Below are 16,915 nucleotides of genomic sequence, written 5' to 3'. Positions count from 1 at the left end.
CGTGCAGCCGCTGCTGCACGACCTCGTCGTCAACCTCGCGGCACCGCTGTCCGCGCTGAGCGGGACCGACGGGCAGATCCGTGCCACGGGTGTGCAGGGTGTCTTCCACGCCGACGCGCGAATGCTCTCCGAGGCCGTCCTCCGGCTCGACGGTCGGGAGCCGGAGCCGATCGGCTACGCCTCGGCGGACGCGAGCACCACCCACTTCGTCGGGATCGCCCGCCGGCTCGACGCGGCCGCGATCCGGATTCGGCGGACCCGCACCGTCTCCCCCGCCTCGGTGACGGAGCTGATCACGCTCTCCGGCGGCGCGGACCCGGCACGCTGCACGGTCACGCTGGAGCTGGCGGTCGACCTCGCGCCGCTCGAGGTGGTGCGGTCGGGCGGCACCGGCACACCACTGCCACCCCAGGTCGCCGACTCGCTGGTCTGGGTGCGTGACGGCATCACCGTGACGGCCACCCACGACGGCACCGCGCGGGGTGGGCGGCTGAGCTGGGCGGTGACGCTCGAGCCCGGCGAGACCCGGGAATTGACCGTCACCGTACGGATAGACGACCCGTCCGCCGCCGTACACCCGAGCGTCCGCGAGCACGACTGGAGTCCGGCCCGGGTGACGACGGGCGATCCGCGGCTGGGCCGGCTCATCGCCCGCTCCCTGGACGACCTGCGGGCACTGCGACTGAGCGACGGCGAGGACACGTACCTCGGCGCCGGGGCGCCCTGGTATCTGACGCTCTTCGGCCGCGACAGCATCTGGGCCGCCCGGATGCTGCTGCCGCTCGGCACCGGCCCGGCCCTGGGAACGCTGCGGGTGTTGGCCCGGCGCCAGGGCGTCCGGGTGGACGCGGTCTCCGGCGAGGCGCCCGGCAAGATCATGCACGAGTTGCGGCGGCGGGGGCTTCGGCTGCCGGACCTCAGCCTGCCGGCCGCGTACTACGGGACGATCGACGCGACGCCGCTGTGGATCAGCCTGCTGCACGACGCCTGGCGCTGGGGCCTGCCCGCCGCGTCGGTCGCGGAACTGCTGCCCGCCCTCGATGCGGCACTCGGCTGGCTCGCCGACCACGCCGACCCTGACGACGACGGCTTCGTCGAGTATCTCGACGCCAGCGGCCGCGGCCTGGCGAACCAGGGCTGGAAAGACTCCGGAGACGCGGTGCGCTTCCGCGACGGGCGCCTGGCCGAGCCTGCGATCGCGCTGGCCGAGGTGCAGGGGTACGCCCACCGCGCGGCCCTGGACGGCGCGGACCTGCTCGACGCGTTCGGCCGGCCCGGTGGCGACCGGTGGCGCGGCTACGCGGCGGCGCTGGCCGACCGCTTCCGGGCCCGGTTCTGGGTCGACTGCGGCTACCCGGCCCTGGCCCTGGACCGTGACAAGCGCCCGGTCGACTCCCTGACCAGCAACATCGGCCATCTGCTCGGCACCGGGATGCTCAACGCGGGCGAGGAACAAGCCGTGGTCGCCGCCCTGTCCGCCGAGTCGATGTCCGGCGGGTACGGCCTGCGCACGATGTCCGCGCGGGACCGGGGTTTCGACCCGCAGTCGTACCACTGCGGGTCGGTGTGGGCACACGACACCGCCATCGTGGCGGCGGGCATGGCGCGGGCGGGCTTCCCGACGGCGGCGGCGACGCTCATCGACGGGCTGCTCGCCGCGGCCGAGGCGTTCGACTCTTCCCTGCCCGAGTTGCACTCCGGGGACGCCCGCCGGGATCTCGGCAAGCCGCTGCCGTACCCGACGGCATGCCGCCCGCAGGCGTGGTCGGCGGCGGCCTCGATCCTCATGCTGCGGACCGCCGTGGGACTGACGCCCGACGTGCCGGGCGGACGGGTACGGCTGGAGCCACTCCCCGGGCTGCCGTTCGGCCCGCTGGAGATCACCGGGCTGATGATCGCCGGAGCGCCGGTCGACGTCGCGGTGGACGCGGCCGGCGCGACGATCGACGGCCTGCCCCCGGGGCTGTCAGTCCAGTAGCGCGTCGAGGCCCAGCGTCAGGCCGGGACGGTTCAGGATCGTGCGCACGGCCAGCAGCACGCCGGGCATGAAGGAGACGCGGTCCAGGCTGTCGTGCCGCAGGGTGAGCGTCTCGCCCTTCGCGCCGAACAACACCTCCTGGTGGGCCACCAGGCCCGCCGCCCGCACCGAGTGGATGCGGACGCCGTCGACCTCCGTGCCGCGGGCGCCGGACATCTCCTCCTTGGTCGCGTCGGGCATCGCCGCGAGGCCCGCCTCGGCGCGGGCCGCGCCGATCAGCCTGGCGGTGTGCACGGCCGTGCCGCTCGGTGCGTCGATCTTGCGCGGGTGATGCTGCTCGATGATCTCGACCGACTCGAAGTAGCGGGCCGCCCGCGCCGCGAACTGCATCATCAGCACCGCGCCGAGGCCGAAGTTGGGGGCGATCAGCACGCCGACGCCGGGCTTGTGTGACAGCCACGAGCGGACCCGGTCGAGGCGCTGGTTGGTGAAGCCGCTGGTGCCGACGACCATGCTGATGCCCTGATCGACGGCCCAGTGCAGATTGTCCATCACCACGTCGGGCGTGGTGAAGTCGACGAGCACCTGGGCGCCCGCGTCGGAGGCGTTGAACAACCAGTCACCCTGGTCGACCATGGCCACGAGTTCGAGGTCGTCGGCGGCGTCGACCGCCTTGCACACCTCGAGGCCCATGCGGCCGCGGGCACCGAGGACGCCGACCCGGATCGGTTCACGCTCGTCTGTCACGCGGACAATTTAACCCACCGGTCCTGGGCGATCAGCGGTCGGCACCCGGTGGCACCACCGCGCCGTCGCTGCCCACGACCACGTCCTGGCCGGGTTCGTCCAGGCTTCCCCGCTCCGCGGGCACCTCACGCCGGTCGCGCCACCACCGCTCGGCCGCGCCGACCGCCAGGAACACCCCGCCCACGTACGCCCAGCCGACCAGCACGTCGATCACGTAATGCTCACCGGAGTAGACCAGGGTGAACGTCATCGCCAACGGGTACGCGAGCAGCGGCGGCCACCACCGCTTCGCCACCATCGGCAGGAAGAAGACGACGGCCATCAGCGCGTACGCGGTGTGCAGCGACGGCATGGCCGCGACCGGGTTCGACGCCTCGACCTGCAGCGCGTTGAGGGAGTTGCCCGCGCTGTGCAGACCGATCGCGTTCCACCCGTTCGTGGAGATCCGCGCGACGTGCTCGTCGAGCTGCCCGTGCACCGACGCCCACCACGGCGGCGCGGCCGGGTACAGGAAGTAGGTGATCAGCCCGGCGATGCTCAGGGTGAACCAGCGGCGCATGAAGCGCCCCCACTGCTGCCGCTGCCGCAACCAGAGGATCACGCCGATGGTCGGCACCGCGAGGAAGTGCGAGACGTACACCAGGGAGACCGCGACCTCCCACCACTGGACCGCGCCGGGGTCGTAGAGGTGCTGTTGCAGCCAGATGGTGGGCACCTCGCCGCCGGTGGCCCAGCCGAACATCACCTCGTCGGCGTCGATCAGCTCGGTGACGTGGGTGTCGAGCACCCCGTCGGCGTACCCGCGAGAGATGTTGTAGACGAACAGCAGCAGGACGATCGGCAGCCAGTCGCGCAGGAACAGCAGGTGCTGGCGCCAGGGCAGCTCGCTGCGCCAGGCGATGGTGGCCAGCCAGAGCCAGCCGAACGCGATCAGCGGGTCGCTGGTCGGCACGCCGATGAAGTAGGTGCCGACCGCGAACAGCGCGGCCCACACGAGCATGCCGATGATCCGGCGCTTGCGGCGGCCGGCGGAGATCGACTCGGCGACGGGGGGTGGTGGGCTCAGGGTGGTCACGGCGTCCCAGGTTAGCGGTCGAACGGAAACGGGCTAGGGCGGTCCTGCCGTCATGATCGGCAGGACCGGGCCTAACGGGCCGAGAACGCTCCGTCGTCGAACGGGCCGACGACGGCCAGCGACATGGGGCGGGAGAGCAGCTCGGCGGCCAGCGCGTTGACCTCGTCGAGCTGGACGGCGTCGACCCGGGCCAGCAGTTCGTCGACGCCCAGCATGTCGCCGTAGAGCAGTTCGGACTTGGCCAGGCGGCTCATCCGCGAACCGGTGTCCTCGAGACCCAGGACGTACGTGCCCTTGGCCATGCCCTTGCCCCGGGCCAACTCGGCGGCGCTGATGCCCTCCGCGGCCACGACGGCCAACTCGGCGCGGATCAGCGCGAGCACTTCCTCGGCCTTGCCCGGGGCACAGCCCGCGTAGACCGCGAAGACGCCGGCGTCGGCGTACTGGCTGCCGTACGAATAGACGGAGTACGCCAGTCCGCGCTTCTCGCGGATCTCCTGGAACAGGCGGCTCGACATGCCGCCGCCCAGCACGTTGTTGAGCACGCCGAGGGCGAAGCGGCGGTCGTCGTCGCGGGCGAGTCCCTCGCAGCCGAGCACCAGGTGGGCCTGCTCGGTGTCCCGGTGACGCACGACCGTCGTCGGCGGCTTGACCTTCTGCTTCCGCGCCGCGTCGCGGGGCCCGGCCGGGGTGCCCGGGGTGTCGAGCGCGGTGCCGGCCAGCGCGGCGCGGACCAGGCGCACGACCTTGCCGTGGTCGAGGTTCCCGGCCGCGGTGATCACGATCTGCGGCGCCCGGTAGCGGGCCCGGTAGAAGCGGTTGATCTGGGCGCGGGTCATCGGCGCGATGGTCGTCTCGGTGCCCGAGATCAGCCGGCCGAGCGGCGTGCCCGCGCCGAAGATCGCCTCGGAGAAGACGTCGTGCACCTCGTCGCCGGGCTCGTCGTCGTGCATGGCGATCTCCTCGAGGATCACGCCACGCTCGGTCTCCACGTCGGCCGGTTCGAGCACCGAGTTGGCGACGGCGTCACAGAGCACGTCCACGGCCAGCGGCAGATCGGCGTCGAGCACCCGCGCGTAGTAGCAGGTGTACTCCTTCGTGGTGAAGGCGTTGGTCTCGCCGCCCACGGCCTCGATCTGCGAGGAGATGTCCAGGGCCGTGCGCTTCTCGGTGCCCTTGAAGAGCAGGTGCTCGAGGAAGTGGGAGGCGCCCGACAGGGTGGGCGTCTCGTCGCGGGAGCCGACCCCGACCCACACGCCGAGGGCGGCGCTGCGGGTGGTCGGGATCGACTCGGTGATGATGCGCAGGCCGCTCGGGAGGGTGGTGTGGCGGATGCCGTCCTGGAGGGTCCTGGTTATGGCGCGGGCCGGCCTTTCGGCCGGCCCGCGGTTATTCGCTGTCATGTGGTGACTTAGCCGCGGTCGCCACCGCGGTCGCCGCCACGGTCGCCACTCGGGCGCGACCGGCGACGACGGGGCTGGTCGCCGCCGCCCTCGCCACGGTCGCCGCGGGGAGCACGCTCCTCGCGGGGCTTGTCCGACGCCGCGGGCGCGTCGCCCTCGGGAGCCGCCTCGCCCTCGGGGCGGACCTTGTCGAGGTAGATCTTGCCGCGGTTGTCGATGTCCGCGATCGAGACCTCGACCTTGTCGCCGACGTTGAGGAAGTCCTCGACCTTGTCCACGCGCTTGCCGTCGCCCACCTTGGAGATGTGCAGCAGGCCGTCGCGGCCGGGCAGCAGCGAGATGAACGCGCCGAACGCGGCCGTCTTCACCACCGTGCCGAGGAACTTGTCGCCGACCTTCGGCAGGGTCGGGTTGGCGATGGCGTTGATCCGCTCCACCGCGGCGTCGGCCGACGGGCCGTTGGTCGCGCCGACGTAGATCGTGCCGTCGTCCTCGATCGAGATGTCGGCGCCGGTCTCGTCCTGGATAGCGTTGATCGTCTGGCCCTTGGGGCCGATGACCATGCCGATCTTGTCGACCGGGATCTTGACGCTGGTGACGCGCGGGGCGTACTCGCTCATCTCGGCCGGGCTGTTGATGGCCTCGTCCATGACCGCGAGGATCGTGGCGCGGGCCTCGTGCGCCTGCTGCAGGGCGGCGGCCAGCACGTCCGACGGGATGCCGTCGAGCTTGGTGTCGAGCTGCAGCGCGGTGACGAACTCCGGCGTGCCGGCGACCTTGAAGTCCATGTCGCCGAACGCGTCCTCGGCGCCGAGGATGTCGGTCAGCGTGACGTACTGGGTCTTGCCGTCGACCTCGTCGGAGATGAGGCCCATGGCGATGCCGGCGACGTTCGCCTTCAGCGGCACACCGGCGCTGAGCAGAGCCAGCGTCGAGGCGCAGACCGAGCCCATCGAGGTCGAGCCGTTGGAGCTCAGGGCCTCGGAGACCTGGCGGATCGCGTACGGGAACTCCTCGCGCGTCGGCAGCACCGGCACGAGGGCCCGCTCGGCGAGCGCGCCGTGCCCGATCTCGCGGCGCTTCGGCGAGCCCACCCGGCCGGTCTCACCGGTCGAGTACGGCGGGAAGTTGTAGTTGTGCATGTAGCGCTTGGACTTCTCGGGAGCGAGGGTGTCCAGCGACTGCTCGAGGCGCAGCATGTTCAGCGTGGTGACGCCCATGATCTGGGTCTCGCCGCGCTCGAACAGCGCCGAGCCGTGCACGCGGGGCAGGATGCCGACCTCGGCGGACAGCGGCCGGATGTCGCGCGGGCCACGGCCGTCCATGCGGACCTGGTCGCGGAGCACCCGCTGGCGCACCTCGGACTTGGTGACCGAGCGGAACGCCGCGCTGATCTCCTTCTCGCGACCCTCGAACTGCGGGCCGACGGCCTCGACGACCTTGGCCTTGACGCGGTCCAGCGCCTCCTCGCGGTCGGCCTTCTGGACGATCTTCAGCGCGTCGGCGAGCTCACCCTTGGCGGCCTCGGCGACGGCGGCGTAGACGTCGTCCTGGTAGTCGAGGAAGACCGGGAACTCCTGGACCGGCTTCGCGGCGACCTCGGCCAGCTCGCTCTGCGCGCGGCAGAGCTCGCGGATGGCCGGCTTGGCGGCCTCGAGCCCGCTGGCGACGACCTCCTCGGTCGGCGCGGTGGCGCCGGCCTGGATCAGCTTGATCGCGTGCGGGGTGGCCTCGGCCTCGACCATCATGATCGCGACGTCGCCGTCGGCGAGCACGCGGCCCGCGACGACCATGTCGAAGGTGGCCCGCTCGAGCTCCTCCAGGGTCGGGAACGCGACCCACTGGCCCTCGACGTGCGCCACGCGCGTCGAGCCGACCGGGCCGCTGAACGGCAGGCCGGAGAGCTTGGTGGACATCGAGGCGCCGTTCATGGCGACGACGTCGTAGGGGTGCTGCGGGTCGAGCGCGAGGATAGTCTCGACGACCTGGACCTCGTTGCGCAGGCCCTTGGTGAACGACGGGCGCAGCGGCCGGTCGATCAGGCGGCAGGTGAGGATGGCGTCCTCGCTCGGCCGGCCCTCGCGGCGGAAGAACGAGCCGGGGATGCGGCCGACGGCGTACATCCGCTCCTCGACGTCCACCGTGAGCGGGAAGAAGTCGAAGTGTTCCTTCGGGGTCTTGCCGGCCGTGGTGGCCGACAGGACGGTGGTCTCGCCCAGCTGGACGATGACCGAGCCGGCGGCCTGCTTGGCCAGGCGGCCGGTGGAGAAGACGACCTCGCGGGTGCCGAACGATCCGTTGTCGATGACGGCGGTGCGAGATTCGGTGCCGAGAGCGTTGTGCTCTGTCATGTGGTGCGGTACTCCTTCGTCGAGGACCCGGCGGTCTCTACAGCGCGGTTACAGCGTGGCCGGTCTTCGATCGAAGTGCCCGGGATTCTGGCCCGGGAACCACTACCGAGGACCGGTGCCGTGTGTCTGCGGCCGCGCGGGTCCGTGGGGTAAAGCTCGGGGGAGCGGCCACCTCGGCCACTCCCCCGTCAGATCAGCGGCGCAGGCCGAGACGCTCGATCAGCGTCCGGTAGCGCGCGATGTCCTTCTTCTGTACGTAGTTGAGCAGACGGCGGCGACGGCCCACCAGCAGCAGCAGACCACGACGGCTGTGGTGGTCGTGCTTGTGCACCTTCAGGTGCTCGGTGAGGTCGGCGATCCGCTTGGTGAGCATCGCGACCTGAACCTCGGGAGAGCCGGTGTCGCCCTCCAGGGTCGCGTACTCGGTCATGATCTTGGTCTTGGTCTCTTGATCGAGCGCCATGTTCTCCGTGATTCTGTGTTGCCGGTGAGATCGGTATCCCCGCGGCCCGCGGCGTCGGGCAGGCAGGCGGGACCGTGGACCGAATAAGCCGGTCCGGTGTCAACCCTACCAGCCCCATCCGACCGCCCCGCCCACCGCCCGAAACCGGACTGAAGGCCTTTCAGCTCAGCAACTCGCGGGTCTGTGCGACGTCCTGCCGGATCTGCGCGACCAGCGGGTCGATGCCGGTATATACGCGCTGCTCACGCAGGTGGGCGACGAAGTCCAGGCTGACCCGCTCACCGTAGAGGTCGCCGTCGAAATCGAGCACGAAGGCCTCGACCCGACGCTCCCGGCCGGAAAACGTGGGGTTGGTGCCGACCGACACCGCGGCGTTCAGCGGACCGCCCTGGTCACCGCCGCGGACCAGCCGGGCGGCGTAGACCCCGTCGGCCGGAATGGCGGCGTACCGGTGGCACATCAGGTTGGCGGTGGGGAAACCGATCTCGCGACCGCGCTGGTCGCCACGCACCACCACGCCACCGAGCCGGTGCGGGCGGCCGAGCGCCTCCGCCGCGGCCCGGACGTCCCCGGCGTCGACACAACTGCGGATGTACGTGGAGGAGAACACCAGCCCGTCCTCGGTGACCAGCGGCGCCTCCTCGACCGTGAAGCCGAAGGTGCGCCCGAGCCGAGCCAGCAGGGCCATGTCGCCGGCGGCGCGGTGCCCGAACCGAAAGTTGTCGCCCTCGACGACGACCGCGGCGTGCAGCGCGTCCACGAGCACGTCGTGCACGAACTCCTCGGGGCCCAGGTGCGAGAACGCCGGGGTGAAGGGCACCACGCAGAGCGCGTCCACGCCCAGCCGCTCGATCAGCTCCGCCTTGCGGACCGCCTCGGTCAGCACGGCCGGATGCGAGCCGGGGCGGACGACCTCGGCCGGGTGCGGATCGAAGGTCACCACGACGGACTGCAGGCCGAGGTCGCGGGCGCGTTTCACGGCGTACCCGATGATCGCCTGATGGCCGCGGTGCACCCCGTCGAAGACGCCGATGGTCACCACCGAACGGCCCAATCCGCCGGGCACCGACTCGTACCCGCGCCACCGCTGCATCTTCCGTGCCTCCCCTGTGCGTTCCCGGGCGTAAGCGTATCGGTCTCCGCGAGTGCCTGAAACGGTAGAGTTGGTCCTGATATGCACATCAATTGGAGTGCCTTGATCACGCTGGCGACCGAGTTCACCTTTGTCGTCCTGTTCGTCCGCGCGCTCCGCGGTTACCTCCGACGTCGGGATCCGCTGCAACGCGACGTCACGCTCGTCTTCGCTCCCTGCACGCTGTTGTTCTGCATCGATGTGATCCGCAGGATCAGCGACAGCGCGCTGCCGCTGTGGGTGGGCTCGGTCTCGTCGGCCTTTCTGCTGGCCCAGCCCTACCTGACGGTCCGCCTCGCCGGCCGGCTGCGCCCGGTGCCGCGCTGGCTGCGGATCGCTGTGCCGGTGACCTACGTCGCAACCACCGCGCCGCTGTTCATCCTCCCCCGCCCGCTGCCGCCGGGCTGGGTGCTCACCGCGGTGAGCACCTTCCTGGTCACCGAGCTGGTCGCGGCGGGTCTGCTCTACGGCAAGGCCCGGATCCGGACCGGGGCCAACCGCGCCCGACTCACCATCGCCGCCGGCGCGACACTCGCCTTCGGCGTCATGATCGTGCTCATCGGGATCGGGTCGCTGCCCGGTGCGGATCCCGCGTTCAGCGTCATCAGCCGGATGCTCGCCCTGGCCTCCGGCATCTGCTACCTCATCGCGTTCGTCCCGCCGCGCTGGCTGCGCCGCGCCTTCTCCGCCATGGCCGCCCAGTCGGTCACCGAACGCCTGCTGCGGGCCCAGGTCAGCGGCCGGGCCGAGGTCTGGCAGACATACGCCGACATCATGCGGGTGCAGACCGGCGCCGACGCCGTAGCCGTCCTCATGCCGCGCAGCGACGGGCTCCTCACGCCCACGGCCTACGCCGGGCCGCCGATCACGCCGCCCGACGACCTCAGCTTCACCGACCTGACCGCGCTGATCCGTTCCGGGCACCCCGCCCGGCTCCGCGAGGGCGACCCGGCGCTGGTCCAGCACTTCGGCGACCTCGGCGACGACTTCGTGACTGTGCTCAGCATGCCGGTGCCCCCCGAGTCGGAGGGCGCGGTGCTGCTCTTCAACCGGCACCGCGGCCTGTTCAGCGACGACGACCTGCGGCTGCTGGCCCTGCTGGGCGGGCAGGCTGGCATCCTCGCCGAACGGCAGGCGGTCCTCGACGCGCAACGCCGGATGGCCGACGAGCTCAGCGCGTCGGTGGACGCCCTGACCCAGGCCAGCCAGGCGAAGAGCGCCTTCCTGGCGAACATGAGCCACGAGCTGCGTACCCCGCTCAACGCGATCATCGGCTTCAGCGACCTCATGCGGATGGAGGAACCCGACGGCGACCGCCGCCGGGTCCCGGCGGACTGGGTGGACCACATCCACACCAGCGGCCGACACCTGCTCGGCCTGATCAACGACATCCTCGACCTGGCCAAGGTCGAGGCCGGGCGGCTGGAGCTGCGGCTCGCCCCGCTGCGGGTCGACGCCGCCGTGGAGGAGCTGCTGACCGGCCTCTCGCCGCTGATCACGAACAAGGACCTGACCATCGAGACGGCGCTGGCCCCGGCCACCGCCAGCGCCGACCGGGTGCGCTTTCGACAGATCGTGGAGAACCTGCTCTCCAACGCGATCAAGTTCACCCAGGAGGGCGGCCGGATCACCGTCACGACGGCGGACACCGGCGACACCGTGACGGTGACCGTCACGGACACGGGAGTCGGCATCGCGGCCGACGACCAGGCGAAGGTGTTCGAGGAATTCCAACAGGTCGGCGACCCGGACCGGCAACGCGCCGGCACCGGCCTCGGGCTCGCGCTGACCAAGCGGCTGGTCGAAGCCCACGACGGAGAGATCTCACTGATCTCGGCGCCGGGCAAGGGCAGTTCCTTCACCGTGCGGCTGCCCGCCGCGCCCGTGGTCAGCTCACAGACCCCGGTACGCCCCGGCGAGGGCCCACGGGTCCTGCTGGTCGAGGACGACCCGCAGGCCGCCGAGTTGCTGAAGACCCAGCTCGAGCACGCGGGCTACCACGTCGACGTGGCCGGCACGGGCGAAGCGGCCCTCACCGCCGCCGGAGCGCGGCCGCCCGACGCCGTCGTCCTCGACGTCGGGCTGCCCGGCATGGACGGCTTCGAGGTGCTCCGGCGGCTCAAGGCGGACGTGAGGCTCTCCGACATCCCGGTCTTCTTCGCCACCATCCTCGACGAGCGGCAGGCCGGGCTCGCCCTCGGCGCCAACGACTACTTCGTCAAGCCGGTCGACCAGCCCGCGCTCCTGGGGGCGCTGGCCCGGGCGGTCGCCAGCCGCCCCGCTCCGCGCGTGCTCGTGGTCGACCACGACGACACCATCCGCCAGGCGATCGAGGACGGCCTGCGCGCCGGCGGCGCCGACGTGGTCGCCGTGGCGAACGGCCACGACGGGCTGGCGAGAAGCCGCGAAGGCCACTTCGACCTGATCGTCTGCGACATGCAGGGGCAGGAGGTCGACGGCTTCAGCATGCTGGCCGCGATCGAACAGGACCCGGCGACCCGCAACACGCCGGTGCTGGGCCTGACCCCGGCCGCGGGAGACGCCTCCCTGGTGGCAACGGCGATGGCGGGCGGCGTCGTGGCCGCCGCGATGGCCGGTGGCGCCGGCTCGGAGAAGCTCGCGCCGCTGCTGGGCGTGCGTAACGACCTGGACAAGGAGAAGCCGTGACGGCCGAGAATCCGCGCATCCTGCTGGTCGAGGACGAGGAGCTGAACCGCACCCTGGTCAAGGCAGTCCTCGCCCGCGCCGACGTGGAGGCCGTGCGCGCCGCCGAGGTCCTGGACGCGCCGAGCCTGGCGACCGCACGCACCCAACTCGGCCGCGAAGACGTCGACCTGGTGCTGCTCGACATGAACCTGCCCGACGGCAACGGACTAGCACTCGCCGGCGAACTGGCCGCCGGCACCGCCACCGCGGGTCGCCCGCGCCCGGCGGTGGTGGCGGTGACGGCGAGCGTGCTGCCGCAGGACCGGGCGGCGGCGTTGGAGGCGGGCTGCGACGGCTTCCTCGACAAGCCGTACGCGGCGGCGGAGCTGGTCGCCGTCGTCGCCAAATATCTGGCCCGGAGCGATTAGCCGGGCTTGCTCCGCCCCGCTCAGGCGGGTGCCAGCACGATCTCCGCGCGTGCCTTTCCGTCGCGCTCGGAGACCACGGCCAGCAGCTCACCGGCCGGGCCGAACACCGCGTAGGGGCCCTCGATGCCCACCGGCGCGAGCGGTCCGCCGTGGCTGAGCACCCGCGCCTCCTCCTCGGACGCCTCACGCGGCGGGAACGCCCGGCGTGCCGCCTCGGCCATCGGCAGCGAGACCACATCCGGGGCGCGCTCCTCCAACTGCTCGAGCGTGGCCGCCTCAGCCAGCGACATGCCGCCGACGGCCGTACGCCGCAGTGCGGTGAGGTGACCACCGACCCCGAGCGTGCGACCCAGATCGCGGGCGATGGCCCGAATATAGGTGCCGCTGGAGCACTCCACCTCGACGTCGACGTCGACGACCTCGTCGTGGCGGCGGATCTCCCCCACATCGAGGCGGTGAACGGTGACCCTGCGGGCCGCCAACTCGACTTCCTCGCCGTCCCGGACCCGCTTGTACGCCCGCTGCCCGTTCACCTTGATCGCGCTGACCGCGCTCGGCACCTGATCGATTTCGCCGGTCTGCGCGGCCAACCCGGCCCGGATGCCCTCATCGGCGACGTCCGCGGCGGAGGCGGTGCCGGTCACGTCGCCCTCGGCGTCGTCGGTGACGGTCGTCTGTCCCAGCCGGATCGTGGCTTGATAGGTCTTACGCGCGCCGATCACGTACGTGAGCAGCCGCGTCGCCCGGTTGACCCCGATCACCAGCACGCCGGTGGCCATCGGATCAAGGGTGCCGCCATGCCCGACCCGCCGGGTCCGGGCAAGCCGCCGGATCCGGGCGACGACGTCATGGGAGGTCATCCCGCCCGGCTTGTCCACCACGATGAGACCGTCCGCATTCACGGCCTCCACCCAACCAGACCGCCGTCGAGCACTCGCGCCCAGGACCACCCCGGTCGCCGGGCCGCGGGCAGGACCGCTTTGTCGCGCCCGGCCTCGGCTGGCAGCGGGTCGCGGTTCATTGCCGTCGGTCGCCACCGGCCGACCGCTGTCAGCGGGTGGCGCCGAGAACCACCCAACGGGGGCCGCGCCAGCGGATCAGGAGGGCCACGAGGCGGACCAGCGTGAACATGGCGAGGCCCGCCCAGATGCCGGGCAGACCCCACTGGAACGCGTACGCGAGCCAGATCAGCGGGAGAAAGCCGCCCAGCGCGCCCACCAGGGTCATGGTGCGCAGGTAGCCGACGTCACCGGCACCGATCAGCACCCCGTCGAGGGCGTAGACGACGCCGGCGAACGGGAGCATGCCCACGAACCAGGGCCACACCACCGCCGCCTGATCGTGCACCGAGGGATCGCCGGTGAAGAGCGCGGGGATCACGCCGGCGCCGACCGCGGCGAGCACCGCGAAGGCCACCCCGGCGACCCCGCCGACGAGCGTGACCCGGCGGGCCACGTCGCGGGCGACGCGCTCGTCGCCGGCGCCGAGCGCCGCGCCCACCAACGACTGGGCGGCGATCGCCACCGCGTCGAGGGCCAGCGCGGCGAAGAACCACAGCTGCAATGCGATCTGGTGAGCGCCGATCGCGGCCACCCCGAAGCGGGCCGCTACCGCGGTCGCCGACAACCAGCAGGCCTGGAACGCGGCACCGCGCAGCAGCAGGTCGCGGCCGAGGAGCAACTGGTTGCCGATGACGGCCGGCACCGGCCGCAGCGGCGCGCGTTCCCGAACGATCGCCCACAGGAAGAGGCCGCCGGTGACGGACTGGGCGACGACGTTGGCGATCGCGGAACCGGTGAGTCCCCAGCCCACCGGATAGACCAGCAGCGGGCAGAGCACGGCGGACAGCACGTTGGCGCCGAGGACGAACCAGAGGGGGCGACGGGTGTCCTGCACGCCGCGCATCCAGCCGTTGCCGGCCGCGGCGAGCAACAGCCCCGGGGCGCCGAGCACGGCGATGCGCAGCCACCCCGCGGCGGCGTCGGCGGCCTGCGGGTCACCGGCGAGGGCGCGGCACAGGGGGTCGGCGAAGATCTGGGCGAAGGCGATCAGCAGGACGCCGGTCGTCAGCGCCAGCCAGGACGCCTGGACCCCCTCGGCGACGGCGGCGGTCCGGTCACCGGCGCCGAACCGGCGGGCGGCGCGGCCCGTCGTCCCGTACGCCATGAGCGTGCCGAACCAGACGGCCAACGACATGACCGTGCCGCCGACGGCCACCGCGGCCAGGGGAACCCGGCCGAGGTGGCCCACCACAGCGGTGTCCACCAGGACGTAGAGCGGCTCGGCGGCGAGGACCACCAGGGCCGGCAGAGCCAACGCGGCAATGCGCGTGAGGGTGGTGTGGTCGGCGACCACGGCGGACGGGCCCATGGACACAGATGATGCCCGCCACGTCGTAAGGAGCGCAAGGCAGAACGCTAGTTACCGACCTCGCGCTTTCAGGACCACGACGCGGGTACGCCGACAGCCTGCCGGCGTGCCGCACCGCGGGACGTCAGTTACTGACGCGTGTCCATGGATGTCTGCAGCGCCCGACGGGCCTGCTCGCGGGTGTCTTCGGACGACTGGGGCTTCGGCTTGGCGGCCATGAGCGTGGACCTCCCACAGAATCGGTTCGAGCGGGGCGCCGCTGAAGCCGGCCCGGGATCACCGGACGGGTGGCGTGCGACGCGACCCGGATGGGTGCATCCGGGTGGCTCGAGGTCATCGCGGCGGGCCATGATCGGGACCTCGCGAAAACCAAATCACCGTTAACCCAAGCTATCGTTCAGTCTCGCTCTGTGCCCCATGCTTCCCGCACAGCGGGACACCCATCACGCAAAGATCGCCGAAGTCGTGCTGATAGACGCTCCACCGCAGGCGCGTCCCATGGGCCGCGCCTGCGTCCGCGCGGCTGCTAGACGAGCAGGTGAGCGTCGAGCTGCTCGCGAACGGCGACCACGACGTCGCCCGGCGTGCCGTAGCCCGTGAATCCGGCGGCGAGGCGGTGGCCGCCGCCGCCCAGCGCTACCGCCACGGCGCTGACATCGACCGCGCCCTTGCTGCGCAGCGACACCGCCCACTCGCCCTCGGCGATCTCCTTGACCACGACGGACACGTCCACCTCGGCCACGCACCGGACCGGGTCGATGAGGGCATCCAGCACATACGGGCGCTGCCCGTGACGGGCCAGGTCGTCCAGCGTCGCGTACGTCCAGACCATGCCGTGCCCGGCCGCCGCGGTGGGATCGAGCTGAGCGCGGCCGAGCACGTCGGCGAAGAGCTTCATCGCCCCGAACGGCCGGCTGTCGAAGATGCGCCGGCTGATCTCCCCCGGCCGCAGCCCGGTCGCGATCAACCGAGCCGCCATCTCGTGCACCCGCGGCGTGGTCATGTCGAAGCGGAACGACCCGGTGTCGGTCGCCAGGGCGACATACAGGCATTCCGCGATCTCCGCGTCGAGCGGCACGTCGAGCCGATCGAGCAGCTCCTCGACCACCACAGCGGTCGCCGCCGCGGTGGCATCGACCAGGTGAACGCCGCCGAAGCGGGTGTTGGAGGCGTGATGGTCGAGCACGACGGTGGCCCGGGCCGTCGCCAACCGGTCCGCGAGGCCGCCGAGCCGGGACTCGGAGGCCACGTCGAAGATCAGGAGCAGATCGGGATCCGGGTACGCCTGAGCCTGCGGCACGAGCAGGTCCAGGCCGGGCAGGCCGGTAAACGGCTCCGGGATCTCGAAGTCACCCGGGAAGGTGGCCTGCAGGTCACGGACGCCGAGCCGGCGCAGGCCCAGCGCGAAGCCGAGCATGCTGCCGAGCGCGTCCCCGTCCGGGTTCAGGTGGCAGATCAGCAGCACCCGGCCGGCCGGGGCCAGCTCCCGCACCGTCCGTGCGGCGTCGGCCCAGTCCGCCTCGGAAACGCTCACGGGCACGGTCCTGGCGACCGTCTCCGTCACCGTTTCTCCTCGGCGCCCACCCGATCGTCGGCCGCCTCGTCGTCATCGTCCTCGTCGTCGGACTTGTACGGGTCAGGATCCCCCGCATACTGCTTGCCGGCGGCCAGCCGCTGCACCTCAGCGTCCTGGTGCCGCGCCGCGGCGAGCAGGTCGTCGATCTCCTTGGCGTGGTCCAGCACGTTGTCCAGCACGAACGTGAGACTGGGCGAGTGCCGCAGCCCGAGCGCGTGCCCGACCCTGCTGCGCAGCATCCCCTTGGCACTCTCCAGCGCCGCGGCGGTCGAGGCCTGCTCGGTCTGGTCACCCAGCACGGTGTAGTACACGTGGGCGTCCCGCAGGTCACCCGTGATCCGGGCGTCGGTGACCGTCACCATGCCGAGCCGGGGATCCTTGATCTCGCGCACCAACGAAGCCACCAGCTCCCGCACCCGCTCCGCGTGCCGTCGCGTCTTGGCCGGGTCCGACATATCGCCCACCTCCGACAACCGTGCCTCCGGGGTAAGTCCAACCCCCGCCCAACGCAGAGAGCCTACCCATGACCGCCCAGGCCCGAACGTCCCGCCGGTGCGTCACCACCATCCCACCGGCCCGCCCATCAGACACGCAGGTCCGCAAGGCAGCAAACACCCAGGCGCGCGACGCCTATGCCAGGCGCCCAAGCGGCACATCGGCCCCGCCAGAGAAAGACGCAATGCGCCGCCAAAAGCCAGCGTGCACCGAACGCGACCGGCGCGGCACCACACGCGGGCGGCATGACA

The 16,915-nt window shown here is 71.7% G+C and carries 13 protein-coding genes; 3 read left to right on the top strand and 10 right to left on the bottom strand.

What is annotated here, in order from left to right:
• Position 1: 1 nt before the first annotated feature.
• A complete protein-coding gene (locus AB0M36_RS00470) occupies positions 2-1,978 on the top strand; it encodes a glycogen debranching N-terminal domain-containing protein (RefSeq protein ID WP_364150185.1) in 1,977 nt (658 codons plus the stop codon).
• Here the strand turns inward: AB0M36_RS00470 and dapB are convergent.
• From dapB to AB0M36_RS00440, 6 genes are all read right to left on the bottom strand, one after another.
• The gene (gene dapB / locus AB0M36_RS00465) at positions 1,967-2,725 is read right to left on the bottom strand and encodes a 4-hydroxy-tetrahydrodipicolinate reductase (RefSeq protein ID WP_364150183.1); all 759 of its coding nucleotides are present in this window, start codon (positions 2,723-2,725) and stop codon (positions 1,967-1,969) included. The genes AB0M36_RS00470 and dapB overlap by 12 nt on opposite strands.
• 31 nt (positions 2,726-2,756) lie before the next feature.
• Positions 2,757-3,725, bottom strand: a complete 969-nt coding sequence (locus tag AB0M36_RS00460; RefSeq protein ID WP_364152145.1) for a phosphatase PAP2 family protein — start codon at positions 3,723-3,725, stop codon at positions 2,757-2,759.
• 146 nt (positions 3,726-3,871) lie between these two features.
• Complete coding sequence (locus AB0M36_RS00455; RefSeq protein WP_364150181.1) at positions 3,872-5,203, bottom strand: pitrilysin family protein; 1,332 nt, start codon at positions 5,201-5,203, stop codon at positions 3,872-3,874.
• A gap of 8 nt (positions 5,204-5,211) precedes the next feature.
• Positions 5,212-7,554 (bottom strand): polyribonucleotide nucleotidyltransferase, encoded by a 2,343-nt coding sequence (locus tag AB0M36_RS00450; protein WP_364150178.1) that lies wholly within the window; start codon positions 7,552-7,554, stop codon positions 5,212-5,214.
• A 193-nt stretch (positions 7,555-7,747) separates the two neighbouring features.
• A complete protein-coding gene (rpsO, locus tag AB0M36_RS00445) occupies positions 7,748-8,017 on the bottom strand; it encodes a 30S ribosomal protein S15 (RefSeq protein ID WP_023561775.1) in 270 nt (89 codons plus the stop codon).
• 160 nt (positions 8,018-8,177) lie between these two features.
• A complete protein-coding gene (locus AB0M36_RS00440) occupies positions 8,178-9,110 on the bottom strand; it encodes a bifunctional riboflavin kinase/FAD synthetase (RefSeq protein WP_364150175.1) in 933 nt (310 codons plus the stop codon).
• An 81-nt stretch (positions 9,111-9,191) separates the two neighbouring features.
• On the opposite strand from AB0M36_RS00440, the gene AB0M36_RS00435 reads away from it, so the two are divergent.
• Both AB0M36_RS00435 and AB0M36_RS00430 read left to right on the top strand, forming a co-directional pair.
• Positions 9,192-11,816, top strand: a complete 2,625-nt coding sequence (locus AB0M36_RS00435) for a response regulator (RefSeq protein WP_364150173.1) — start codon at positions 9,192-9,194, stop codon at positions 11,814-11,816.
• Positions 11,813-12,223: a response regulator gene (locus tag AB0M36_RS00430; protein WP_364150170.1), complete on the top strand. Its 411-nt coding sequence runs from the start codon at positions 11,813-11,815 to the stop codon at positions 12,221-12,223. The genes AB0M36_RS00435 and AB0M36_RS00430 overlap by 4 nt, the downstream gene beginning before the upstream one ends.
• A gap of 20 nt (positions 12,224-12,243) precedes the next feature.
• Here AB0M36_RS00430 and truB read toward each other — a convergent pair whose 3' ends face one another.
• The 4 genes from truB to rbfA all read right to left on the bottom strand — a co-directional run bounded on the left by truB (position 12,244) and on the right by rbfA (position 16,624).
• Positions 12,244-13,125 (bottom strand): tRNA pseudouridine(55) synthase TruB, encoded by an 882-nt coding sequence (gene truB, locus AB0M36_RS00425; protein WP_364150167.1) that lies wholly within the window; start codon positions 13,123-13,125, stop codon positions 12,244-12,246.
• 148 nt (positions 13,126-13,273) lie between these two features.
• Complete coding sequence (locus AB0M36_RS00420; RefSeq protein ID WP_364150164.1) at positions 13,274-14,593, bottom strand: MATE family efflux transporter; 1,320 nt, start codon at positions 14,591-14,593, stop codon at positions 13,274-13,276.
• Positions 14,594-15,119: 526 nt separating this feature from the next.
• A complete protein-coding gene (locus tag AB0M36_RS00415) occupies positions 15,120-16,157 on the bottom strand; it encodes a bifunctional oligoribonuclease/PAP phosphatase NrnA (RefSeq protein ID WP_364150162.1) in 1,038 nt (345 codons plus the stop codon).
• Positions 16,154-16,624, bottom strand: a complete 471-nt coding sequence (gene rbfA / locus AB0M36_RS00410; protein ID WP_364150160.1) for a 30S ribosome-binding factor RbfA — start codon at positions 16,622-16,624, stop codon at positions 16,154-16,156. Before rbfA ends, AB0M36_RS00415 begins: the two co-directional genes overlap by 4 nt.
• Positions 16,625-16,915: the final 291 nt, after the last annotated feature.

Origin of the sequence: Actinoplanes sp. NPDC051346 (genome assembly GCF_040682215.1) — a bacterium.
In the GTDB taxonomy this organism is placed as follows: Bacteria; Actinomycetota; Actinomycetes; order Mycobacteriales; family Micromonosporaceae; genus Actinoplanes.
Note: the sequence above shows the minus strand (reverse complement) of the source record. Positions and strands in the feature narration are given on the sequence as shown.